General features: G+C 69.3%; 17 protein-coding genes and 1 pseudogene. 12 read left to right on the forward strand and 6 right to left on the reverse strand.

What is annotated here, in order from left to right:
• Nucleotides 1–642: 642 nt before the first annotated feature.
• Both IT780_RS41010 and IT780_RS41015 read left to right on the forward strand, forming a co-directional pair.
• Nucleotides 643–1512, forward strand: coding sequence for a tyrosine-type recombinase/integrase (locus IT780_RS41010; protein ID WP_233414363.1), 870 nt, complete (start codon nucleotides 643–645; stop codon nucleotides 1510–1512).
• 311 nt (nucleotides 1513–1823) lie between these two features.
• Complete coding sequence (locus IT780_RS41015; RefSeq protein WP_199517312.1) at nucleotides 1824–2723, forward strand: hypothetical protein; 900 nt, start codon at nucleotides 1824–1826, stop codon at nucleotides 2721–2723.
• 430 nt (nucleotides 2724–3153) lie between these two features.
• Here IT780_RS41015 and IT780_RS41020 read toward each other — a convergent pair whose 3' ends face one another.
• From IT780_RS41020 to IT780_RS41035, 4 genes are read right to left on the reverse strand one after another with little or no spacing between them, the layout of a single operon-like run.
• Nucleotides 3154–5787: a cation-translocating P-type ATPase gene (locus tag IT780_RS41020; protein WP_199517313.1), complete on the reverse strand. Its 2634-nt coding sequence runs from the start codon at nucleotides 5785–5787 to the stop codon at nucleotides 3154–3156.
• A 50-nt stretch (nucleotides 5788–5837) separates the two neighbouring features.
• Nucleotides 5838–6821, reverse strand: coding sequence for an Acg family FMN-binding oxidoreductase (locus tag IT780_RS41025; protein ID WP_199517314.1), 984 nt, complete (start codon nucleotides 6819–6821; stop codon nucleotides 5838–5840).
• 47 nt (nucleotides 6822–6868) lie between these two features.
• Complete coding sequence (locus tag IT780_RS41030) at nucleotides 6869–9241, reverse strand: phosphoketolase family protein (RefSeq protein ID WP_199517315.1); 2373 nt, start codon at nucleotides 9239–9241, stop codon at nucleotides 6869–6871.
• Nucleotides 9241–10062: a slipin family protein gene (locus IT780_RS41035; protein WP_199517316.1), complete on the reverse strand. Its 822-nt coding sequence runs from the start codon at nucleotides 10060–10062 to the stop codon at nucleotides 9241–9243. The genes IT780_RS41030 and IT780_RS41035 overlap by 1 nt, the downstream gene beginning before the upstream one ends.
• Before the next feature lie 488 nt (nucleotides 10063–10550).
• Here IT780_RS41035 and IT780_RS41040 point away from each other — a divergent pair, with 488 nt between their 5' ends.
• From IT780_RS41040 to IT780_RS41080, 9 genes are all read left to right on the forward strand, one after another.
• On the forward strand, nucleotides 10551–11129 hold the full coding sequence (locus tag IT780_RS41040) for a hypothetical protein (RefSeq protein WP_199517325.1): 579 nt from the start codon (nucleotides 10551–10553) through the stop codon (nucleotides 11127–11129).
• A 377-nt stretch (nucleotides 11130–11506) separates the two neighbouring features.
• A complete protein-coding gene (locus IT780_RS41045; RefSeq protein WP_199517317.1) occupies nucleotides 11507–14251 on the forward strand; it encodes a cation-translocating P-type ATPase in 2745 nt (914 codons plus the stop codon).
• Between the two features lie 141 nt (nucleotides 14252–14392).
• Nucleotides 14393–14548, forward strand: coding sequence for a hypothetical protein (locus IT780_RS41050; RefSeq protein WP_199517318.1), 156 nt, complete (start codon nucleotides 14393–14395; stop codon nucleotides 14546–14548).
• A gap of 965 nt (nucleotides 14549–15513) precedes the next feature.
• Complete coding sequence (locus tag IT780_RS41055; RefSeq protein ID WP_199517319.1) at nucleotides 15514–15960, forward strand: DUF5994 family protein; 447 nt, start codon at nucleotides 15514–15516, stop codon at nucleotides 15958–15960.
• Nucleotides 15961–16719: 759 nt separating this feature from the next.
• The gene (locus IT780_RS41060; RefSeq protein ID WP_199517320.1) at nucleotides 16720–16959 is read left to right on the forward strand and encodes a hypothetical protein; all 240 of its coding nucleotides are present in this window, start codon (nucleotides 16720–16722) and stop codon (nucleotides 16957–16959) included.
• Between the two features lie 685 nt (nucleotides 16960–17644).
• Complete coding sequence (locus IT780_RS41065) at nucleotides 17645–18094, forward strand: DUF5994 family protein (protein ID WP_199517321.1); 450 nt, start codon at nucleotides 17645–17647, stop codon at nucleotides 18092–18094.
• Nucleotides 18091–19038, forward strand: a complete 948-nt coding sequence (locus IT780_RS41070) for a nitroreductase family protein (protein ID WP_233414365.1) — start codon at nucleotides 18091–18093, stop codon at nucleotides 19036–19038. The genes IT780_RS41065 and IT780_RS41070 overlap by 4 nt, the downstream gene beginning before the upstream one ends.
• 348 nt (nucleotides 19039–19386) lie before the next feature.
• Nucleotides 19387–19746 (forward strand): response regulator, encoded by a 360-nt coding sequence (locus tag IT780_RS41075; protein ID WP_199517322.1) that lies wholly within the window; start codon nucleotides 19387–19389, stop codon nucleotides 19744–19746.
• On the forward strand, nucleotides 19743–21167 hold the full coding sequence (locus tag IT780_RS41080; RefSeq protein WP_199517323.1) for a DUF7125 family protein: 1425 nt from the start codon (nucleotides 19743–19745) through the stop codon (nucleotides 21165–21167). The genes IT780_RS41075 and IT780_RS41080 overlap by 4 nt, the downstream gene beginning before the upstream one ends.
• A gap of 478 nt (nucleotides 21168–21645) precedes the next feature.
• On the opposite strand, the gene IT780_RS41085 is transcribed toward IT780_RS41080, so the two are convergent.
• Nucleotides 21646–21846 (reverse strand): hypothetical protein, encoded by a 201-nt coding sequence (locus IT780_RS41085; protein WP_199517324.1) that lies wholly within the window; start codon nucleotides 21844–21846, stop codon nucleotides 21646–21648.
• Nucleotides 21847–22185: 339 nt separating this feature from the next.
• Between IT780_RS41085 and IT780_RS41090 the strand changes: the two genes are divergently transcribed.
• Nucleotides 22186–23550, forward strand: coding sequence for an AI-2E family transporter (locus tag IT780_RS41090; RefSeq protein ID WP_233414366.1), 1365 nt, complete (start codon nucleotides 22186–22188; stop codon nucleotides 23548–23550).
• Nucleotides 23551–23612: 62 nt separating this feature from the next.
• Here the strand turns inward: IT780_RS41090 and IT780_RS41095 are convergent.
• A pseudogene (locus IT780_RS41095) lies at nucleotides 23613–23866 on the reverse strand (hypothetical protein); the annotation flags it as partial.

Consider the following 23866-nt stretch of genomic DNA (forward strand, 5'->3'; position numbering starts at 1 on the left):
GGCAGCCACACCTTTACTCGGCCGGGTATACTTGTCAGCGACCTGGTAAAACGTTTGCTAGCACGTCGCTGGACCTTTCATGTCCTGGGGGTCAAGGGGTCGCAGGTTCAAATCCTGTCAGCCCGACTTTTAGAACGTCTTCGCAGGTCAGAATCCTGCGGAGGCGTTCTTTTTATTCACGCTGATTGATTCCAAAGGTCCGTGGAGCCCTTTACTCGGCATCCGCGCGAGCGGATTGAAGAGCATTCCGGAAGATGTTTCCGCAGCTCAAGGCCAATCTGATGGGCCGGGCGGTCGTTTTCGCGGACTCCTTTACTTGGCTGCCTTCGCCGTTGATGATCGAATGGGTCTTCGAGGCTCCGCTGTGTATCGCTGCAGGTCAGCGGGCCGTGTAGGCCGTTCGGGTGTTGCCCCTTGTGGCCGTTGACCCGGCGGCACCACCCTTTACTCGTGAGCCGGGGTCGCGGACCGGATTTTTGGCTGCTGGACGTGAGCACCCCGCTGCACGACTCCTTGACTCGGACAGATGCGGTGCCGGGCAGCGACTCCTTGACCAGGGAGATGACATTGAAGATCGATAATCTCCTGGCTGGTGTTCAGAGTCAGGCCTGGGCGGTGTTGCTGAGAGACTAGGACCGATCGTTGCGCGCCGGGAATCATCCGGAGACCACTCGGTACAACTATGTGCTTGCTGCTTCGCAGCTGGCCGAGTATCGGGGCGAGCGGATGCCGGAGATAGGCGGTGCTTGTGATCCGAGCCTGGTGGACAGCCGGCAGGTGACAGCGTTTCAAGCGGCGGTGATCGAGGAGCGCTCGGCGGGGACGGGGTTGAACAAGTACAAGGCGTTGCAGCAGTTTTTCCGCTGGCTTGTCATCGAGGGCGAAGTTGAGCGGTCGCCGATGGACGGGGTGCCGCAGCCGACAGCGGTGCAGGAGCTCGTTGAGGTCCTCAGCGATGAGGAAACGCGACGCATTCTCGAGGTCTGTGAGGGGCGCGGCTTCGTGCAGCTGCGTGACCAGGCGCTGGTCAGGATGTTCTACAACATTGGCGGCCGGCTGGCTGAAATCGGCGATCTCCTGGTGCCTGACGTTGATCTTGACAATAACTCGGTCGTCCTGACGGGTAAGGGCGGCAAACAACGCCAGGTGCGGTTCGGGGCCAGAACTGCGGGTGCTCTGCGCCGGTATGTGCGCGCCCGCAGCCGACGCCCGGGCTTGATTGGCATCGACCAGTTGTGGATCGCCGCGAAGGGCGCCCGGCCGCTGAAGCCGAACGGCATCAAGATCCGGCTCCGGGAACTGGGGAACAGAGCTGGGGTCGAGCATGTCCACGCACAGCGGTGGCGGCACAGCTTCGCCCATGAATGGAAGCTGGCCGGCGGCGATACCGGCGACTTGATGCTGCTGATGGGGCGGTCCTCGGAAGAGATGCCACGCCGTTATGGTGCCAGCGCGGCCGCGGAACGAGCCCAGCAAGTCCACGCGCGACTCGGCATCGGCGAACGCGTCTAACGGGTCCGGCCGGCGGCTGAGTCCACGCGGCCAGCGCTGAACGTTTCGTACTGCCTCTGGCGGGTCTCCATGCCCATCCGTGCCAGCAGCGCGTCCAGGAAGCCCCGGGACGGGCACACGTTCACGCTCGACCTCGAACCGAGTGGCAAGCTCACCGATCTGTCCGGACGAGCGGCCGGCAAGCGCGCCCGTCTCCCCTCAGAGTTGTTCCACCAAGCCGGCGCTGGGCGCACACGGCCGATGAGCCTGGCCAGGATCGGCTGACTCCGGCCGGCGCCCCGGCCGCGACGACAACCATTACAGTCGCATTCGTGAGCGCAGATCAGGGTCTTGTCCGGGTGTCCGATTCGTTCGGCGTACGTCGTACCCGAGCCGGATCGATCCTCGCGGATGACGGGACAAACTATCAGGTCAAGTGGGATGACACCGATGAGGAAGAGCTTGTCCCACGGGGCGCCGGCGTTCACGTCGCGACGAGGGGTTCGCTGCGTTTCCTGGCTCTGTCCGACTCCCGGCTGTTCCACGCCGTCTTCGCCCAAGAGCCCCTCGCGGTGGTTCTCCACCTGTTGGCCGAGTCGTCGGTCCCGCTGAAGGTGCGAGAGATCCGGGAGCGTCTGGCCGAGCTCGGTCTCCGGAACGAGACGTGGGCCCGGCACGGGCCCCGCGCGCTGGCGGTTCTGCCCAAGTGGCCAAATGTCGTCCGGCGGCAGAAGGGCGACACTCTGGCCTACGCCTGGGTGGGGGACGACCTTCCCGAACTCCCGTCAGAGGCCGAGCCTGACCCGGAGCCGGCACCTACGCCCGCGCCTGCGTCGAAGCCCGCTGCTTCTCCCGCCAAGCCGATCGTGGCTGCGACACCGGCCGAACCGGCGGTGCCGTCCGCCGAGCGCCTTCGGCGCCAGATGAGCGCCGCGCGGAGCCTCGGCGAGGTCGCTCGCCTGCTCACGCTCCCGAGAGAGTTCGTGGCTGAGTTGTCACCGGAGGTGGTGGCCTCCGCGCTCCGCCGGGTCGCCGCTGAGGATCGGCTGGTCGCGGGCTGGCTCGACGCCCTGACCGCCTCCGGGCCGATCGGTGCGCTGACCGAGGAACTGGCGACGGCCCGGGCGGCGAACGCCGCACTCCAGAGCCGGGTCGATGAGCTGGAGGAGTGGTGGACGGCCCTTGAGCAGAGCACCGATCCGGGCGCCGCAATCCGTCAGCCGGGTAGCTGAGAAGCTTCTGGTGCGCCGCCCCGGAAGTGCGCAGGTAGGGCGATCCGCACCGCCTTGTATGTTCCCTCGCTTGAACCCGCCGATTTCTGTACCCCGCTGGCGCGATACGGAAGTTGCTGGAGACCTGTGCGATGCCAGCGCCGCTAGGGCGCCCGTGGCGCGGGCTACCAGAAGGATGCCGCACCACGCCGGTCCAGCACGCCGGCACCGTGTGCTGGCCTGGTTCCGCTTACCGAGCCGGGGCCGCGAACGTGTCGGCCACCCAGCCGCCTTCCACGGATCGAGATGCGCGTACCGCTGATCTCAGCCACCTGCAGATCCCCAAGCTCGGCAACGACTCGCCCGCGCAGGATGCATGTCAAGCCCCGGCCATGGGTGTCTCCTGTGCTGTGTTGAAGCTGTGCGACCCGGTTGGCCGTGCGGGGCGTGGTCATGCTGCGGGTGGCGGGCGTTCGGTGGTGTGCACGTGCCGGTCGAGGCGGATCGCGGCATAGCCGAGACTCGCCACGGCGGTGACGATGAGCAGGTCGGTGATCGCCAGCGGCTGGGTGCCCAGCAGAGATTGCAGGGGCGGTAGGTAGATGCCGGCGAGTTGCAGGGCGAGTGCGGCGCCGACGGCGGCGAGCAGCATCGGGTTGGCCCGGGTGCCGGGCCGGGCCCGGGAGCCCAGCGCGACGGCGAGCTGGGTGACGCCGAGGGCGAGGAAGGTCAGGGTCTGCCATGGGCGGTCGGTGGCGTGGGCCCAGAAGCCGACGCCGATGGTGACCGCGGCGATGACCGTGCCGACGCGCACGATGCGTTGCCAGAGTCCGGCGCCGAGGATGGTCTCGGACGGTGGCCGCGGCGGCTTGTCCATGACGTCGGGGTCGACGGGTTCGCTGCCCAGGGCGAGTCCCGGCAGCCCATGGGTGATCAGGTTGATCCAGAGGATCTGCGCGGGCAGCAGAGGCAGCGCGAGACCGGCGAACGGCCCGGCGAGCATCACGGCGATCTCTGCGGCGCCGCCGGACAGGGCGTACAGCAGGAATCGGCGGATGTTGGCGTAGACGCGGCGGCCTTCCTCGGCGGCGGCGACGACGGTGGCGAGTTCGTCGTCGGCCAGGACCAGGTCGGCGGCTTGGCGGGCGACTTCGGTGCCTCGTTTTCCCATGGCGACGCCGATGTCGGCGCGGTGCAGGGCGGGGCCGTCGTTGACGCCGTCGCCGGTCATCGCGACGACCTGCCCGGCGGCGCGTAGGGCGTCGATGATGGCGACCTTCTGCTGCGGGGTTGCCCGGGCGAAGACTCGCGCGCCGTGTCCAGCGCGTGCGCCGGGCTCGGCGGTGCGGCAGTCGACCACATCGTCGCCGGTGTCGATGATGCCGAGTTCGACGGCGATCGCGCCGGCGGTGGCCGGGTGATCGCCGGTGATCAGGACCGGGGTGATGCCCGCGCGTTGGCATGCGGCGATGGTCGCGGCGGCTGAGTCCCTGGGCGGGTCGAGGATCGCGACGAGGCCGAGCAGGCTCAGACCCCGCTCCGCGGCGCTCGCGGCGGTGGAGGCCGCATGGTCGGCCTGGGCCACGGCGAGGACCCGGTAGCCGTCGCCGGCGAGCGCGTCGGCGCGGGCTGCTGCCAGGTCGATCAGCTCCGCGGGGTCGGCGAGGACCGCCGGTTGCAGGATGGCTTCGGGTGCGCCCTTGCAGACGATCCGGGTCGCGCCGCCGGGGAGCTGATGGGTGGTCGACATGCGTTTGCGGACGCTGTCGAACGGTTCCTCACCGATGCGAGGCGATCGGGCCAGCAGGGTCTCGCGGTCGATACCGAGTTTCCCGGCGGCGGCGAGCAGGGCGGCCTCGGTGGGGTCACCGACCGGCAGCCAGTCCTGGTTGTCGTCGTCAGGTGGATGCAGGGCGCCGTCGTTGCACAACACGACGGCCTGCAACAGCCGCGACAGGTCCGGGACGTCACCATCTGCCACGACCGTGCCGTCGCGGCGGATGTCACCGTGCGGCGCGTACCCGGACCCGGCGACGACGGCATCCCCGGCCGGGGTCCACAACTGTCGCAGGACCATCTGACCTTCGGTGAGAGTGCCAGTCTTGTCGGTGGCCAGGACGGTGACCGAGCCAAGGGTCTCGACCGCGGGCAGGCGTCGGATGACGGCGTGCCGGGCGGTCATCCGGCGGGCGCCGAGCGCGAGGCTGAGCGTGACGACGGCCGGCAGGGACTCGGGTACGGCCGCGACGACCAGGGTGATCGCGGTTACGATCATCAGCTGTCGCGGCTGGCCGCGGAACACTCCGAGGGCCAGGACGACGGCGCACAGCACCAGGGCACCGGCGGCGAGCAATCGGCCCACGCCGGCCAGGCGGCGCTGCAGGGGTGTCATGGCAGGGGCGGTCGACATCATCGCGGCGATGCGGCCCATGGCACTGGCCGCGCCAGTCGCGGTGACGACGGCGTGCCCGCGCCCGCGGACTACGACGGTTCCTGCGGACACGTCCGCCGCAGGGCCGTCCAGGGCGGCGGATTTGTCGACCGGCGCGGACTCACCGGTCAGCGCCGCCTCGTCGATCAGCAGGGCGCTGGCCTCGACGACGTGGGCGTCGGCGGGCACGATGTCACCCTCGGCGAGGACGAGCAGGTCACCGACGACCAGGTCCGCGGCGGGTACCTCGCGTTGCCCGCCGTCACGCACGACCCGGGCGGCAGGTGCGGTCAGCGCGGACAGTGCGGAGATCGCCCGCTCGGCTTTGACCTCCTGGATCACCCCGACCGTGGTGTTCACGACGATGACGAACAGGATGACTGACGCGTCGGTGAAGTCGGCGGTGGCCAGCGTGAAGCCGGCGGCGGCGAGCAGGACCAGGACCAGCGGATCACGCAGTTGTGACACCACGCGGCGCCACAGCGGCGGTGGGCGCCGGGCCGGAAGCACGTTGCCTCCGTCGCGGACCAACCGATCCGCCGCCTCGGGCGAGGAGAGCCCGCCGGGCGTTCCGGCCGGTGGTGGCAGTGTGTCGACGCCGGTGCTGCCGCTGGGCGGGGCGCCGCGTTCGGGGTCGATGATCGGTGGGCGCATGCTGCTCGTCCGTTCCAGCGGGCCGGTGGCTCCTGATGGTCTGTGCCGGGTCACCGATGTTCGGTGGTCTGGCCCGTCGGCCGGCGCGGTGTGTTCGGTGGGCCGGCGGTGTCGGGTCCGAGGACCGCGAACCGCAGGAAGAGGTACGGATGGCCGAGGCCGGAGAGCAGGTGCCTGATGGTTTCGCGGGTGGCGGTGACCTCGGTGGTGGAGCTGAACGGCAGCACGGAGATGCCGAGTTCGGTGGCCTTGAGCCACACCGCGGACAGGGCCTCGCCGGCGCGGAGCCAGTCGAGGTTGCCATCGCCGGGGCCGTAGAGGACCGCGAAGACCGCCGTCCGGTCGCGGGAGTCAGCGATTGCCATGTCGCCGGGGCGACCGAAGGGGCGTCCGGGCACCGTCGTGGGCGACGCCCCGCGGGGGATGACGGTATCGGCGTTGCCGGTACCGAGGGTGCGGGTTCCACCGGTCCACTCCCGTAGCTCCGCCTGGTCATCGGACTCGTCGCCGCGGGTGTGATCCGAGGCGGAGGCGAGGTCCAGGACCTGGCGAGGACGCAGCACGTGCAGCAGCGTCTGCTGCGACTCGGCGGCGGCGGCCATCGACCGCAGCGTGTCCGCGTCGACGGGGGTGCCGCTCAAGGCGTGGCGGTCGGTTTGCCGCCATGCGATGGTCTGCAGGTGCCGGCTCGCTGCCGGCTCGACCGGTATCCGGGCGTCGACTCGTATGGTGGCCAGGTGGCCGGACCGGGCCTGCCGGGGCAGGCGGGTCACGGTGGCGTGCATGCCGTCCGCGGCAAGGCTAACCAGGGCGTGGTGCAGCGCGGCGCCGCAGCTCAGGATCGCCAGGCGGCGATCCAGGCCGACGACGGCCAGGGCAGGACTCTCATCGAGGGACAGGTCGAGGTGGTCGTCGTGCGCATGCCACCGCCACGGTTGGGCGTTGTGGATCGACGGGGCGTGGCTTGCCGCGGTGGCGGCATTTGTCAGCGCCCGGGTCACGGCCGCGGTGTCGAATGTCAGAGTGGACGTCATCGTGGGTCTCCTCGTGCGGTAGTGAGCGACGAACGTGCCGTGCCGGATCAGACCGTGGGCCAGGTCCAGTCGCGGACCTCGGGCAGGTCTTCGCCGGTGCGCCGGACGTAGGCGCGGTGTTCGGCGCGTTTGTCGACCATGTGCTGGCGCAGGACGGCGGCTTTGCGGGCGAGTCCGGGGACGCGGTCGATGACGTCCATGACGAGGTGGAAGCGGTCCATGTCGTTGACGACGAGCATGTCGAACGGTGTGGTGGTGGTGCCTTCTTCCTTGTAGCCGCGGACGTGCAGGTTGTCGTGGTTGGTGCGCCGGTAGGTCAGGCGGTGGATCAGCCACGGGTAGCCGTGGTAGGCCATGATGACCGGCCGGTCGGTGGTGAAGATGGCGTCGAACTCGGGTTCGGGCAGGCCGTGCGGGTGTTCCGAGGTGGGTTGCAGGCGCATCAGGTCGACGACGTTGACCACCCGCACCTTGAGGTCGGGCAGGTGCTGGCGGAGCAGGTCGGTCGCGGCGAGGATTTCCATGGTGGGTACGTCGCCGGCGGCGGCCAGGACGACGTCGGGGTTGCCGTCGTCGTTGCTCGCCCAGTCCCAGATGCCGAGGCCGCGGGCGCAGTGCAGGGCGGCGTCGTCCATGTCCAGCCAGGTCGGCGCGGGCTGCTTGCCGGCCACGATGACGTTGATGTAGTCGCGGCTGCGCAGGCAGTGGTCGGCCACGGAGAGCAGGGTGTTGGCGTCCGGCGGCAGGTAGACCCGGACGACCTCGGCCTTCTTGTTGACGACGTGGTCGATGAAGCCGGGGTCCTGGTGGGAGGTGCCGTTGTGGTCCTGACGCCAGACGTGGGAGGTGAGCAGGTAGTTCAGTGCCGGTACGGGTTTGCGCCAGCCGAGGTGCCGGGTGGTCTTGAGCCACTTGGCGTGCTGGTTGACCATCGAGTCGACGATGTGGACGAACGCCTCGTAGCAGGAGAACAGGCCGTGCCGGCCGGTCAGCAGATAGCCCTCCAGCCAGCCCTGGCAGGTGGTCTCGGACAGGATCTCCATGACCCGGCCATGCCGGTCCAGGTGCTGGTCCACGTCGTCGACGCGGGCCTGCCAGGCCTTGCCGGTGGTGCCGAGGACCGCGCCGAGCCGGTTCGACTCGGTCTCGTCCGGCCCGACCACCCGGAAGTTGCGGTAGGCGGCGTTCGCGGCCATCACGTCACGCAGCCAGCCACCCAGCACCCGGGTCGCCTCCGCGGTCTCGCCGGCCTTGACCGCGTAGTCGCGGAATGCGGGTAACTCCAGGTCGCGGGGGTACCGGCCACCGTTGGCGTGCGGGTTCGCCGACATCCGCAGGTCACCGCGGGGCAGCCAGTCGACGATCCAGGACTGCGGGCCGCCGGCAGTGTCGAAAAGCTCTTCGGGCCGGTAGGAGGTCATCCAGGTGTGCAGGGCGTCCAGGTGCGCGGGGTCGTCGCGGGCCGCGGTCAGCGGCACCTGGTGGGCGCGCCAGGTCCCTTCCACCTGTAAGCCGTCGACGACCTTGGGTCCGGTCCAGCCCTTGGGGGTACGCAGCACGATCATCGGCCAGCGCGGTCGGTCGGTCACGCCGTCCTCGCGGGCGGCCCGCTGGATCTCGGTGATCTCGTCGAAGACCGTGTCGAGGGTGGCGGCGAGAAGCTGGTGGACGGTGGCGGGGTCGTCGCCGGCGACCAGGTAGGGCTTGTGGCCGTACCCCTCGAGAAGTGCGCTGAGCTCGGCATCGCCGATCCGCGCGAGCACCGTCGGGTTGGCGATCTTGTAGCCGTTGAGGTGCAGGATCGGCAGGACGGCGCCGTCGCCGACCGGGTCGAGGAACTTGTTGGAATGCCAGGATGCCGCGAGAGGGCCGGTCTCGGCCTCACCGTCGCCGATGACACAGGCTACGACGAGGTCCGGGTTGTCCAGGGCGGCGCCGTAGGCGTGCGACAGCGAATAGCCGAGCTCGCCGCCCTCGTGGATCGAGCCGGGGGTCTCCGGGGCGACGTGCGACGGGATGCCGCCGGGGAAGGAGAACTGGGTGAACAGCCGCTGCATGCCGGTGACGTCCTGCGAGATCCGCGGGTAGACCTCGGAGTAAGTACCTTCCAACCAGGTGTTCGCGACGAGACCGGGACCACCGTGGCCCGGCCCGGTCACGTAGATGACCTCCCTGCCGCGGGCCGCGATGATCCGCGACAGGTGGGCGTAGATCAAGTTCAGGCCGGGGGTGGTGCCCCAATGCCCGAGCAGCCGCGGCTTGACCTGCTCCGGCAGCAGCGGCTCGCGCAACAGCGGGTTGCCCATCAGATAGATCTGCCCGACGGACAGATAGTTCGCCGCCCGCCAGTACGCGTCCACGCGGCGCAGCTCGTCGGCTGCCAGCGGCTCACCCCGCGTCACGCAGAGGAGGCCGGACATCAGAGGGCCGTCGTGGGCAGTAGCTTGCCGTTGACCGGGGTCGTGGCCGCGGTGGTGGCGGCCGCCTTGTTCTCCCGGGCGAGGAAGGTGCCGAGTTCGCCGATGGTGCTCATCAGCGGGGCCGGGAACACCACGGTGCTGTTCTTGTCGACGCCGAGCTCGACGAGGGTCTGCAGGTTACGCAGCTGCAGGGCGAGCGGGTGGGCCATCATGATGTCGGCGGCGGAACCGAGCGCGTCGGCGGCGAGGGCTTCACCCTCGGCGGCGATGATCTTCGCGCGCTTCTCGCGTTCGGCCTCGGCCTGGCGCGCCATGGCCCGTTTCATGCTCTCCGGCAGCTGGATGTCCTTGAGCTCGACCAGGGTGACTTCCACGCCCCAGTCCTCGGTGGCGACGTCGAGGATCGTCTTGATGTCGATGTTGATCCGGTCGGTCTCGGACAGGGTCTCGTCGAGGGTGTGCTGCCCGACGACCTTGCGCAGGGTGGTCTGGGCGATCTGGTTGATCGCCGCGCCGACGTTCTCGATCGCGACGACCGACTTGACGGCGTCGACGACCCGGAAGTAGGCGACGGCGGAGACGTCGACGCTGACGTTGTCGCGGGTGATGATGCCCTGCGACTGGATCGGCATGGTGACGATCCGCAGGCTCACCCGGTTCAGCACGTCGACGAACGGGATGATCACGGTGAGCCCGGCCGGACGGGTCCCGATGACCCTGCCGAGCCGGAACAGGACCCCCTTCTCGTACTGCTTCACGACCTTGACAGCGAGGGAGGCCAGGAGGAACAGAACGACGAGAACGATCAGCAGGTACCACATGGGGGAGATCCAGACTTCGGCCGCAGCCGGATAGTCGTGCCCGAGAACAGTCTTGGGTGCGTAACGCACCTGATCGCTGCGGCGGGCGAAGTGACACCGAACGTTCGCAGCGGCCAAATACCAGGCCACCGGGGTCCAGGGCGACACCTTGACCCTACGCCTGTTGACGCCGGCGGGATCAGGCACCGGCTGCCAGCAGACTTGGCGTAATGCGCGTACGGTCGAACTGTCGCCCTGGACCCCGGTGGCCGCTGAGCCCACCGACGCCGTCGACGCCTCCCACCGATCGTGGATCCTCGCGCCATCGCCGATGGTCTCGAACGGCTCCAAGTCCGTACAGGAGCACGGCTGCCGCCCTGAGCAGGTGGCGCCGCAATCCGATCGATCCGTGGCTGCGCTCGACGCGCTGCGGAACTCGTGTCATGAACACCCGAAGGAATGTGAGTGCGATGGTCAACATCGCCAACGACCACGAATCGTCGCCGCCCATGACCTCCACCGAACGGACAGAACGCGGTGCGAGGCACCACTCCGCCACCGCGGTCATCCCCGACGGTGCACCGTCCGCGACCGGGACAACCGCGACCGCGACGCGATACCTGCTGGCTGGCATCCGCCTCGCCCTGGGCTGGATCTTCCTGTGGGCGTTTATCGACAAATTGCTCGGCCTCGGCCGGAGCACCCCAGCCGCGAACGCCTGGCTGGACGGCGGCAGTCCCACCGCGGGGTTCCTCGGCAAAGCCGCCACCGGTCCCTTCGCCGGCGTCTACCACTCGATGGCCGGTAACGCCGCCGTCGACACGCTGTTCATGACGGCGCTGCTCGGCATCGGCGTGGCACTGATCCTCGGCATCGGCATGCGCATCGCCGCGGCCGCCGGAGCCCTGCTGACCGTCCTGATGTGGACCGCGGTGCTACCGCCCGAGACCAACCCGTTCATGGACGACCACCTCGTCTACGCCGCGGTCCTGATCCTGTTGGCGCTGCTGGGCGCCGGAACCACGTGGGGTCTCGGCCGCCGGTGGGCGGCGACTGCACTCGTACGACGCAACACCTGGCTCACGTAGTCCCTGCCCGGCGTACGCGGTCCGCCCGTCGGAGCGCGTACGCCGTCGCCTACCGCGTTCCGTCAGCACACCGTGATCATCGGCCCTGCCCCGTACGAGTGGCGGGTTCGCACTGTCAGGAGCTCGTCATGGCCGGTCAGCACCAAGACCACCGCACGCCGAGCAGGTCCTGGCGGAGACGGTGGCACAGGTGCAGGGCGAATACGACAACTCCGTGGCCGTCACCACCCACGTCCGGGAAGGGCCGCCGGCGCAGGTCCTGCTGCAGGCCGGCACGCGGTCTGCCCCACCGTCGTGATTCCGAATGAGGCCAGGGCCCGGCGGCCGGCTGTCGGTTCAACGGCAACGTGTATCACCGGTATGTGAAGGGTCCGACGATGACCACACCCACGAAAACGGCCGGCGCCGTCACCATCGCGGCAGGCAGCGCCGATACCGAGGTGAATGCTCGGGAGCCGCTCGCCGAACTGTTCCGTGACCTGCGCACCTCACCGCGCGGGCTGGCCGGGCGGGAAGCCGCCCGGCGGTTGATCGTGTACGGGCCCAACGAGCTGGCCCGGCGTACCGGCCGGCGCTGGCCCGGCGAGTTGCTGTCACAGTTCACCCAGCCCTTGGCCATCCTGCTCGCGGTCGCCGCCGGCCTCGCCTGGGCCGGCGGCACCCCGGCACTCGCCGTCGCCGTGGTCGCGGTCATCCTGCTCAACGCCGGTTTCGCGTTCGTCCAGGAGATGCAGGCCGAACACGCCGTCGACGCGCTCGCCGCGTTCCTGCCCGCGACCGCCCGGGTGATCCGCGACGGCGTACGGGCGGAGATCCCCGCCCGCGACCTGGTACCCGGCGACGTCCTGATCATCGTCGAAGGTGACCGGGTCAGCGCCGATGCCCGTCTCATCGGCGGCGCGGTCACCGTCGACCTGTCGGCGCTGACCGGCGAGTCGGTGCCCGCCGACCGCAGCGCCGAGCCCGCCGAGGTCACCGGCTCCCTGCTGGACGCCCATGACCTGCTGTTCAGCGGCACCACCTGCACCGGCGGCGAGGCCAGCACCGTCGTGACCCGCACCGGGATGCACACCGAACTCGGCCGCATCGCCGCTCTGGCACAGCGCGGGAAAGCCCAGCCCAGTCCGCTGGAGACCCAGGTCCGCCGGGCGACGTGGATCATCGCGGTCGTCGCCGTCGCCGTGGGGGTGGCGTTCCTGCCCATCGGCGTCTGGGCCGGGCTCGGGTGGAGCGCCGCGATCAACTTCTCCATCGGCCTGATCGTCGCGAATGTCCCCGAGGGTCTGCTGCCCATCATCACCCTCGCCCTGGCCGTCGGCGTCCGGGAACTCGCCCGCAAGGGCGCCGTCGTCAAACGGCTCTCCGCCGTGGAGACCCTCGGCTCGACCACCATCATCTGCACCGACAAGACCGGCACCCTCACCGAGAACCGGATGACCGTCACCCGGCTATGGCTGCCCGGCGCCGAAATGGACGCCACCGGCACGATCGACGACCCGCGCGCCGCGATCCTCGCCGCCGCCGCGGCCGCCTGCACCAGCGCGCAGACACCGACCGACGCTCAGCCCGCCGGAAGCGGCGATCCCACCGAACTGGCCCTGCTGCGCCTGGCCCAGCATCAGGGCGCGGCGGTTCCTCCCGCGGCACGCGACGCCGGCCGCCGGAAAATCTTCCACTTCGACGCTCATCTCAAACGCATGACCAGCGTCGACGAGATGGCCGGAGTCGTGGCCGTACACACCAAGGGGGCACCCGAGACGGTGCTGCCGTGCTGTACCGAGCTTGACGAGCCGACCCGTCGCGAGCTGCAACACACCATCGACCGCTATGCGGACAGCGGGCTGCGAGTCCTCGCCATCGCCCGCCGGGTCCTCCTTCCGGGCGAGCCCGCCCTGGTGCGGCGGGGCGAGGCCGAAACGGGGCTGACGCTGCTCGGTCTGGTCGCGATGGTCGACCCGCCCCGGGACGGTGTGGCCGAAGCGGTCGCCAGCGCCCACCGAGCCGGTATCCGCATCCACGTCATCACCGGCGACTACGGGCCCACCGCCGCGGCCATCGCCCACCAGGTCGGGATCGGCCGGGCCGGCGGCCGCATCGTCGCCGGCGACGAACTCGACCGGCTCACCGACGCCGGCCTCGACCACCTGGTCGGCGGCGACGACGAGATCGTCTTCGCCCGGGCGTCACCGGAGGCGAAACTACGGATCTGCGAAGCGCTGCGCGCCGGCGGGAACATCGTGGCGATGACCGGCGACGGCGTCAACGACGCCCCCGCGCTGCGGCATGCCGACATCGGGGTGGCGATGGGCCGATCCGGTACGGACGTCGCCCGCGAAGCCGCGACGATGGTCCTCACCGACGACAACTTCGCCACCATCGTCACCGCCGTGAGCGCTGGACGGCGGGTCTTCGCCAACGTTCGCAAGTTCGTGCTCTACATCTTCGCCCACGCCGTACCCGAGGTCGTCCCGTTCCTGATCTTCGCCCTGTCCGGCGGGGCAGTTCCGCTGCCGCTGACGGTGTTGCAGATCCTGGCGATCGACCTCGGCACCGAGACGCTGCCCGCACTGGCGCTGGGCCGCGAACCGGCCGAACCCGGCCTGATGGACCGCCCGCCCCGGCCCCGCCGCACCGGAGTGATCGACCGCAGGCTGTTGCTCCGCGCATGGCTGCTGCTCGGCGGGGTGTCCGCGATCCTGGTCATGGGCGGCTACCTCTACACCCTCATGCGTGCCGGCTGGCACCTCGGCGATCCCACCGGGCCCGGCACCGCGCTGCACCAGGCCTACCTGCAGGCCACCACGATCACGTTCGCCGGGATCGTCGCCTGCCAGATAGGTACCGCGTTCGCCGCGCGCACCGACCGGGCCTCCCTGTTCACCATCGGACTGTTCCGCAATCCGCTGCTGCTCTGGGGCATCCTCTTCGAACTGATCTTCACCGCCGCCGTCATCTACACCCCGTGGCTGCAGCACATCTTCGGTACGGCCGCCCTCAGCGCCACCCAGCTCGCGATCATCGCCCCGTTCCCCTTCATCGTCTGGGGCGTCGACGAAGCGGCCCGCTGGGTCGCCCGCCGCCGCACCGCATCCGTGCCCCAAGGAGCCTCGCGTGACACCTGAACGCGCTGCCGTGCCGGACAGAGAGAGACCTTCCCGCCGACCGTACGGCCGGAATCGTGCTGCTGGCCATCGCCGCGTTCGTCGTCGTAGGCCTGCACCTCCCGAGCTTCGCCGACGCGATGCGCGACCACCCGGCCGCCCGTGCAGTACCTGTCCAGTCCCACCGCGTTCTGGCTGGTCAAGTTCATGGACCTCGGCATCGTCGTCCCCGCCGCGCTCGCCGTCGGCATCGGCGCCCTGCGCGGACGGCAGTGGACCCGCAAACCGATATCACGCTGGTCGGCGCCTACACCCTGATCGGAGCCTCGGTGACCGGCATGGCGATCACCATGACCGCCCGCAACGACCCTGACGCGTCCGCCGGTACCCTCATCGGCTCGATGCTGATGACGGCGCTGCTAACGGCGGTCACCGGCCGCCCCGCGCCCGCTAGGACGACATCGCGCCATCCTCACCGCCACTGCCCCGGTCACCCCTGGAGCTCCCGCACGTCTGAAGCTGACCGCATCCACGAACGCGTCAGCGCGGGGTGAAGTTCGGGTCGGCCCCGACGCGATTTCCGACGTCGCGTGGCACCGGTAGACCCTCCGCACGTCGGCGATGGCTTCGATCACATGCGTACCCCGCCGGTTGGCCGGTCGATGCCGATGCGACTCCGACGGGGCGCCACGGTCAGCGCGCCGGTTTTCTGCTGGCAGCGTATCGTCGATTTGGATCGCAGTTCGTGGGCCGAGGAACTCGAAATTCGTGAACGATTCGCCGAACCTACCTTTCGGCGTGACGGGTGGCCCCTGAACTTCGATCGGTGAGCGACTCACCGTGCGATATCGGTCGACCGTAAACTCGTTCGAGCGGGCCGAACGGGCGTACGATATGGATACCCCGGAACCGACGACATCTCACCTGAGGTGCGCCATACCGGCTCCCGTGCAGGCGACGCCAAGTCTGCTCTGCACTCCGTCACAGAATCGGCCGGTGCGCCGCCGGATCTCCCAGAGAGCCGATCCGCCGCGGCAGTCCTCGAACTTGCCGGCGGTGGTGGTCCACCCGATCGGAAGCCGCGTGGACCGCACGTGACCCCTGGTCCTGCTGATCGCGTGCATCGCTCGATTGCGAAGGCTTTTCCAGTGCCGCTGAGGTGCGACGTAGCCGAACCGCAAGCCCTTGGCTCATCAACGCCCAAGCGAGTCGACCACGCGGTCTGCGGTCCTCGCCGAATCGTCCGACGAGCCAGACCTGCCAACCGGGAGGAAGTACCTACCGTGCCCATCACCGAAGCCCGCACCTCAAACGCGGCACCGTCGCTACGACTGAAGCTGGAACCGACGTCGTCACGCGCCGCCCTTCTCGACGGGGGTTGGTGGCCGCAATCGAGCGCTGCCGGCACCGAACTTCCGGCCCTGATCGCAGGACTGGACAACTTTCGAGGACCGATCACCCATGTGCTGCTGAACGCAGCCGAGTGGGATCTGCCCCACCAGCGCCAGCTCATCGTCGACGGTCGAGCCATTCGCCTGGGCTGGTACACCTCCCAGCCAGCCGGTCTGCTGACCATGATCTGCGACTTCGGTCGAGACCGCATCGACCTGTTGGTCGTGCCTGCGCGGGCCACTGCGGTCTGGGCCGCGACCGCGATGACTGCCGCCGCTACCTCGGACAACCGGCAGCACACGCCCGCGCTGCTCGCCGATATCGACTGCCGGAACTAACCCCGGACCCGCCGGCGCGGCCGGGCGACGTACCAGACAGCAAGCTGCTCAGGGCGCCAGCCGGCGCCGCCACGCCGGGTCGCGCAGATGTATCTCAGACAGCCGGCCCGGTCCGGCACCGCACTGAGGACGGACAACGACAGAAGTGAGACATGAAATGACATCGATGGCGCAACACATCAAGGCATTCCTGTCCGGCCCTCGAGGCCGGCGTGCAGTTACGCGGGGACGGCAGGAAATGGCCAAGCCGCAAACCCAACGGAAGCTGCGTGAACTGGCCAACAGGTTCAACCGTAAGCGGTGACGCAGCATCAGAGCAGACGATGAAGCGTTGTCGGAACGGATTCTCGACGAGTAAGTCCTAACGGCCGCGGTGCTGCGGACGCCCGCAAAGGGTGTTGAAGATCAGTCGACGGCGGCGCACGACGAGACGTCCGCCGAAGCAGTCCGACGCGGAACTGCTCACCCCGACCGTGGCTCAGGCCCTGCTCCGGGTGAGCTCGGAGGCCCGCCGGCTGCGGTTCGTTCCGGGGCATGTACCCGAGGCGTCTCCGTGTCTGCCGGGGCGTACGGAGATGACGGACGGCGTCGGTCCTCGTGTCCCCGCGATGCGTCGTCCCCTCCCACATACTCCGCGTGACAGGCCGAGCGGCCGCATACCCGGGACGGGAAGTCACTAACGCCTGGCCGGCGGCTATCGCATCGGTACGCGCGGGCTGCGCAACGTTGACGGGGTCAGACTCACGCCGGTGCCTGCGGTTGCCGCTGCTGATGGAGGAAGGCCGGTGTGGCCGGTTCCAATGCGGCCGCGACGCGCTCGTGCCGTCGCTGGGCGGTGACCGGCTGGTGGAAAACGACGAACCACCCATGGTGATGAACGAGGCATCGGCCCGCCGGGAACCCATCGCCGGCGCGAACGGTCGAGCGCTCGGTCAGTCACCAGCGGTGTCCACCGGCCGGGCCGCGCGTACGGCCGCTCCATCCGAGGTGGGGTTGTAGGGGCTGACTTCGACGTCGTTCCGTCACAGCACAGCAGTGTCGAGATCACGTGTGCAACTAGCGCTGGTAGCGGTGGAAGGTCTGCGCAATGGGCCCGCTGGCGTGGGCCTGCCGTTCGGTGAAGATGAGGCACCCGCGCCGATGTCCGGATCCCTCTCCTCGTCGTTGGGGTGTGCGTGGTGACGGGTGTGTTCGTCGACCGGGTGGAGAGCACCGCGAAGTACCCGGCCACGAGCTACTGCCAGCATGAGTCCCCGATCACCACGAGGACGGTGATGCCGGCAGCCACGAGGGCCAGGAGGAAGGCAATCTGCGCGGCGTAATAGCCAGGTCTCATCGCGCGGTCGGGCCTCAGCGCTGTGGAGGACCTCGCCGGCGTGCTGGACGCTGGGGTGTCGGATTGCCGAAGACCAGTCGACGACATTCACGCACCGGGAGCGGGGCGCAGTGTGCGTCGTACAGGACGCCGAGCCGCCAGCGTAACTCCACCGTCCGTGTCTGCGAGTCGGGAGCGCGTACAGTCAGTGGTGACCGATGGCTTCGTCATCGGTGCCGGCCTCGGCCGGCGTGCGCGGCCTGGCAGCTGCCGGAGGCCGTGCCCTTCACCGGCCTCGGTGGACCTCGTCTTGCCCCTGTCATCGGGCTGGACCCGCGCCTGCGTTGGTCCCGACGACGGGAACGTCTCATGGCATCACCGACCTACCAGCCTGATTCAGCAGCCGCCTGCGAACCGCCTCAGGCGCAGCTGGAGCCGAAGGCATTTCGTCACACGCTTCTCGACGCGGGCTGGTGGCCGAGTTCGGCCGACCTCGACGCGGAGTTGCGCGTTCTGGTGCCGGTCCTCGAACACGTCCGGGGTCCGGTGACACGGCTGCTGCTGAGCGTCGGAGGCTGGGCGGCCCGACCGCACGAGATCATCACGGACGGCCGTACGGTGACCCTCGGCTACCTGGCCGGGCAGTCCCCGTCCATGATGACGGTGCTCTGCGCCGACGGCGGTACGTTCACCGTGCGTGTGGCGCCACCCGGACCAGCATTCGGCGCATCGGGCCGGCCGGAGACGGGACGGGATCAGGATGGCTGTCAGAGTGAGGGAGGCGGGCTCGGCCTGCCGCCGGAGCGGGCAGTCCGATGACGCCGGCCGCGCTCAGCGGGGTACGCCCGGGCAGCCATCGCATCATGAACGAGGCCTTCTACCGGGCTGTCACCGCGGCGGGGCGGGCGCCGTCGGCGCACAACACGCAGCCGTGGCGGTGGCGGGTGAGCAACGGCGCGCTGGACCTGTTCGTGGACCACGATCGAATGCGGGAGTTCCCCGACCCCGACGGGCGACTCGCCACGATCAGCTGTGGCGCCGCCCTGCACCACGCCCGCCTCACCCTCGCCGCGCGAGGCTGGCGGGCGACGGTGACGCGCCGGCCCGACGCTGCGGACCCGACCCACCTGGCGCGCCTGCACATCGACGGGTCTGCTCCGGTCAGCCCGGACACCGCCGGCCTGGCGCGCGCCATCAGGCTGCGTCACACCGATCCGCGCGCGGTCACCGGTGGCCCGGTCGAGCCGGCGCAGTTGCGGACCATCACTGCGGCCTTCGAAGCTCAGCGCGTCCGCGTCGCGGTGCTACGCCCAGACCAGATCCTCCAGCTCGCCGTGGCGACCGCCCACGCCCGCAACACCGAACCGGCCGACGCACAGTGGCACGCGGAACTGGCACTGTGGGCCGGCAGTGATCGCATCGCCGGCGCCCTCAACGACCTGAGGTCGCCCATCGCGCACGGCGAGCACGACCGGGCCGCGACCTTCGCGGTGCTGCACGGCTGCCGTGATCAGGACGTCGACTGGCTGCACGCGGGCGAGGCGCTTTCCGCCGGATCACTCGTCGCCGCCGGGCTCGGCGTGTCGGTCCTGCCCTTCAGCGCACCGATCGAACACGCCGGTGCCCGCGAAACCTTGCGACGCGCCGTACCCGACCTCGACTGTCCGTACCTGATGATGCGCCTGGGCCACCACGCCACCAAAGCGATCGCACCGCACACCCCAAGGCTGACGGCCGCTCAGAACATGGAGTTTCCCCGCTGACAATGACCGCCAGGACCGTCACACGGGGCCGGCCGGAGCTTCGCCGGCGGGCTTGGTGCATCGGGCGAAGAACTGGTGGACGGCCCGCGGAGATTGAACCTTCCAGGGCCGGGCGTGGCCAACTCACCCGGTGCCGCGGACTCGTCGCAAGCGTTCCGTCGCGTCGGGTCCGTCCTCGTGCTTCGCGGCGCCGCCAGTCGCACGCGAAGCCCCGCCGCACTGCTTACTGGAGAAGCTTCACGGCTCGCCGCGGCCGCGATTGAGCGAGCGGGCTTTGGTGAATATTGCCCAGGTATACCCTGGTCTTGGTCAGGGCACTGGAGACGCCTGGTGGACGGACGGGGTGCGGTGGGCAGGATTCTGGTGGTCGATGACGAGCCGGATCTTCGGTTCATCCTGCGGCGGTTCTTCACCCGTGCCGGTCACGAGGTGACCGAGGCCGGCGACGGCGCCGCCGCGCTCGCCTCCGTGCACCAGTCGCCGCCGGATCTGGTGGTGACGGACATGATGATGCCGGTGATGGGTGGCGTGGAGCTCATCCGTCGGCTGCGGGCCGACCCGGTGACTACGTCGATTCCGATCCTCTCGGTGAGCGGGGACTGGCAGTTGGCGGTCGATGCTGACACCGCGCTGGCCAAGCCGTACCTGCGCACCGAGATACTCGCAGCGGCTGAGGAGCTGCTTCAACAAGGGCGGGGCACGAAGTGAAGTGGCTGTCGACCGGACTGGCGGACCTGGACCTGATCCTCGGCGGTGGGCTGCAGCCGGGCTCGGCCGTGGTCGTGGCCGGGCCGCCCGGTTCGGGTAAGACCATCCTGGCGCAGCAGATTTGTTTCATTAACGCCACGGCCGAGAACAAGGCCGTCTACTACACGACCTTGTCGGAGCCCCACTCCAAACTGGTGGAGCACCTGCGGGGCTTCGCGTTCTTCGACCCGGCGGCCCTGGGGCCGAAGGTCGAGTACGTGCACCTGGGTGACATGCTGCGCGACACCGGCGACAACGACCTCGAGCCGCTGATCAACGAGGTGGTCCGCAGGGCCCTCGACGACGAGCCGGTTCTGGTGGTCATCGACAGCAGCAAGATGCTGCGCGACTTCGTCGGCGATCACGCTCTGCGGATGGCGCTCTACGACCTGACCAGCCGTGTCGCGCACAGCAGGGCGGTGTTGCTGCTGCTGGGGGAGTACACCCCTGAGGACATGCAGACAGGAGTGGAGTTCACCCTGGCCGACGGCATCGTGCAGCTGTCGCATCAGTCCCGCGAACCGGTCGACCGGCGCGGACTGCGGGTGGTCAAGATGCGCGCCGCCGACCATCTCGGCGGCACGCACACGGTGCAGATCACCACCCAGGGCCTGCAGGTGTTTCCCCGGGTCGAGTCGTTGCTGCCGCACGACGTACCGGCCAAGGGCGAGCGGATCCCTTCGGGCGTCCCCGGCCTGGATGCGTTGATGGGCGGCGGTATACCGCACGGTGACGCCACTCTTGTCTTGGGACCGTCCGGGGTGGGTAAGACGATCAGCTGTCTGAACTTCGTCGCCGAAGGCCTGGCCCGAGGCGAGCGGTGCCTCTACATCACCTTCCAGGACACCATGGATCAGCTGGTCGACATGGCAGGCACGTTCGGGTGGGACTTCGCCGCCGCCCGCGCCGGTGACCAGCTGGTGATCTCCCACGTACCCGTAGGTGACCTCGACCTCGATGTCCTGGCCTCGGTGATTCGCCACCGTCTCACCGACGGTGCGATCACCCGGGTCGTGATCGACAATCTGGCCGAGATGGTCCACGCCGCGCGGGAGGCCGAACGGTTCCCTGCCTACCTGCGCAGCCTGCTCGGCGTCGTCCGGGCCGCCGGCGCGTCCCTGTGGGTCACCAGCGAGACCAGAACGTTCGGGCCGATGGAGGAACCATTGGTCGGACTGATGTTTCTGTTCCACAACGTGGTTCCGGTCCGCTACATCGAACACCGATCCGAGATCGGCCGGGCCGTCAACGTCCTGAAGATGCGCAACAGCCGCCACGACAACGGCATGTACACCTGCCACATCGCCGACGAAGGTCTCAGCGTCGGCCACCGACTCCACGACCTTACTGGGATGCTCGGCTGGAGCTCCCTGCGCGACTGACCGACTCCATCAGGCCCCGACGAGACCGCTACGAGTCAGGCGGTCGCGGTCGATGCCCCCACAAACCATTGAATGACCTCATCGCATTGCTTGGATCTCGCTCCGCTTGCCCATTCTCTGAATCTGTGAAGTCTGCTGCAGTGCGTGACCGGGAGCCTTGCCATGCTGTCATACCCGTCCACAGGGTGCCTAGGAGCAGCTTTGGTCGTCGCAGACCGGCACTGACTTCGTCATCACCGTGTCGCGCAGCAGCGCGCAACTGCACGTGACGGTTCACGACTGCGTCAGCAGGTTCCCGCACCCGAGTGACCTGAGGCTCGCCGACCTCGAGGCCGCGCTCGACGAACGGGGGCGGGGGACTGCGGCTGGTGCACGCGACAGCCGCCTCGTGGGACGCCGTTCCGTCGCACGAAGGCAGAGTGGTGCGCGCCGCTGTTGGGGTGATGAGGATCGGAAAACCGCCGCGCCCACGCCTCGGTCATGCGGGTCGATGGCAACCGTCTCCGTCAGGCCGGTCGGCTTCGGCGAACTCAGACGGATCCAGGTGGAGGGTGGCCAGCAGCCCGCCATGGCGAGTGGTGTCGATGCGGTCGGGCAGTTCCCGGTCGACGAAGTCGGCCCTGGAGTGCTGGCCGCGCTGGCGGAGGGCGGTGATGACGGCCGCCTTGGAGATGGTCATCTGTCTGGTCTCCTGACGGATAGGGCCGCCGAAGTCCGGAGCGACAAGTCCACCGTACGCCCGTCCGGTGCCGGCCCTTCGCCGCGGTGGCCTGCGTGACGAGGACGGTGCGGGCGGGGGGCGTTGTGCCCGAACCCGTTCCGGGTACGCCCCACGCATAACGCTCGATGCCGCGGCCGCCTTGCCGGCGCTCGCGGCGGCCGTCCGGACCCTTGCGGCCCTTCTCGCCTACGGCACCCGCCGTCCGCGCCCTCCCGAGGCGTGTTCCCGTCCGGACGGCCTTGATCCGCTGTCGCGTCGTGACGGTCGGATGTGCCTCCTGAAGCAAGGAGCCGAGCTATGTCCATGGTCTGGCGCGACACCGCTCGTCAACGAGCACGGGAACGGCTCGCCGCTGCCCGGCGCGGGCCCATAGTCCCGCCGTTCACCGCCGCCCCGGAACTCGGCGGGGCGACCACTCGGGTGACGCTCGTGGAGCGCGCTGCGACCGTCGATGACGGGCTCCCGCGCGGGGTGCGTACGGCCGGTGCCTGGGCATGGCGGATCATCCTGCTGGTCGGGGCCGCCTATCTGCTGATCCGGATGGTCAGCCTCCTGCGCGTGGTGGTGATCCCCGTCGTGGTCGCGCTGCTGCTGGCGGCGATGTTCGAACCGGTCGCCGCCGCCCTGCGCAAGCGGGGGATGAACCGTTCGCTCGCGGCCGGGCTCGTCCTGCTCACCGCGCTGCTCGTGGTCGTCGGCGGTCTCGCGCTGATCGTGCAGACCTTCATCTCACAACTCGACGATCTGAGCGCGCAGGTCGGCGACGGTATCGCCGAGGTGCAGAACTGGCTCGTGCAGGGTCCGCTGCATCTGTCCCAGACCCAGCTCAGCGACGGTCTGGACCGGCTGAGGACGTCGATCACCGACAACCAGAGCGCGCTCACCACGGGCGCACTGAGCACCGCCGCCACCGTCGGCGAGCTCGTGGCCGGCTTCTTTCTCGTGCTGTTCACACTGTTCTTCTACCTGCGCGACGGCGGCCAGATCTGGACCTTCCTCTGCCGGTTGCTGCCCAGTGGTGCCCGCATCCGGGCGGCTCGGGCGGGGCACTACTCCTGGCACACCCTGGTCTCCTATGTGCGCGCCACCGTGCTGGTGGCGTTGGTCGACGCCGTCGGCATCGGCACCGGCCTGGGCGTGCTGCGCGTCCCGCTCGCGCTGCCACTGGCGGCGCTGGTGTTCCTGGGTGGCTTCATCCCGGTGATCGGTGCCACGCTGACCGGTGCGGTGGCCGTACTGGTCGCGTTGGTCACCGTCGGGCCGGTCAAGGCGCTCATCGTGCTCGGCGTCGTGATCGCGGTGCAGCAGCTGGAGGGCCACGTCTTGCAGCCGGTGATCATGGGACGCGCCGTGGCGCTGCACCCGCTGGCCGTCATCCTCTCCATCGCCACCGGTGTCCTCGTCGCCGGCATCATCGGCGGCCTGGTCGCCGTCCCGCTGCTCGCGGTGGTCAACACCGCGGTCCGCTATCTGGTCGGCCACCCGGACGGGGAACCCACCCCGGATCGCGAGCCGCCGGGCACCGTGAGTGCCGACGGGCCGGAGCCCGTGACGGATCCCGACGGGGACCAGAAGGATGAGCCGGTGCTTCCCCCGATGGAGACCTCGGTGACCGCGAGCGGCGACCACCCGGCCGTCGCGCCGGCGGGTGCCGAACGCTGACCGGGTGAACGGAAACCGCCTCCGCCCGAGGTGCGGGCGGAGGCGGTCGTCAGCTCAAGCGGTCAGCGGCCCAGTACGCCGGACAGCTTGCCGGCCATACCGCTCCACATCTGGGTGGGGCGCTGCTGCTCACCCTGCTGTGCCCCCATCGCGATCATCGTGCCGGTCAGCGCCGGGATGGCCCACTGGAGGAGGCGTTGCTGCTTCAACGTCGCCGCGACCTCGTCCGGCGTGTTCTGCGCCGGCTCGGTTCCCCCCTCGGCCGGCACCCGGCCGGCCCGGGCGATCCGCGCACCGAGAAGGCCGCTGTACGCGG

The organism is Nucisporomicrobium flavum, from assembly GCF_016464385.1.
Taxonomy (GTDB): domain Bacteria; phylum Actinomycetota; class Actinomycetes; order Mycobacteriales; family Micromonosporaceae; genus Actinoplanes; species Actinoplanes flavus_A.

Excerpts from the sequence above, each read along its gene's own strand:
- IT780_RS41020 (WP_199517313.1), bottom strand. The coding sequence starts at position 5,787 with ATGCGCCCACCGATCATCGACCCCGAACGCGGCGCCCCGCCCAGCGGC.
- IT780_RS41025 (WP_199517314.1), bottom strand. The coding sequence starts at position 6,821 with ATGACGTCCACTCTGACATTCGACACCGCGGCCGTGACCCGGGCGCTG.
- IT780_RS41030 (WP_199517315.1), bottom strand. The coding sequence starts at position 9,241 with ATGTCCGGCCTCCTCTGCGTGACGCGGGGTGAGCCGCTGGCAGCCGAC.
- IT780_RS41035 (WP_199517316.1), bottom strand. The coding sequence starts at position 10,062 with ATGTGGTACCTGCTGATCGTTCTCGTCGTTCTGTTCCTCCTGGCCTCC.
- IT780_RS41040 (WP_199517325.1), top strand. The coding sequence starts at position 10,551 with ATGACCTCCACCGAACGGACAGAACGCGGTGCGAGGCACCACTCCGCC.
- IT780_RS41045 (WP_199517317.1), top strand. The coding sequence starts at position 11,507 with ATGACCACACCCACGAAAACGGCCGGCGCCGTCACCATCGCGGCAGGC.
- IT780_RS41065 (WP_199517321.1), top strand. The coding sequence starts at position 17,645 with ATGGCATCACCGACCTACCAGCCTGATTCAGCAGCCGCCTGCGAACCG.
- IT780_RS41070 (WP_233414365.1), top strand. The coding sequence starts at position 18,091 with ATGACGCCGGCCGCGCTCAGCGGGGTACGCCCGGGCAGCCATCGCATC.
- IT780_RS41085 (WP_199517324.1), bottom strand. The coding sequence starts at position 21,846 with ATGACCATCTCCAAGGCGGCCGTCATCACCGCCCTCCGCCAGCGCGGC.
- IT780_RS41090 (WP_233414366.1), top strand. The coding sequence starts at position 22,186 with ATGTCCATGGTCTGGCGCGACACCGCTCGTCAACGAGCACGGGAACGG.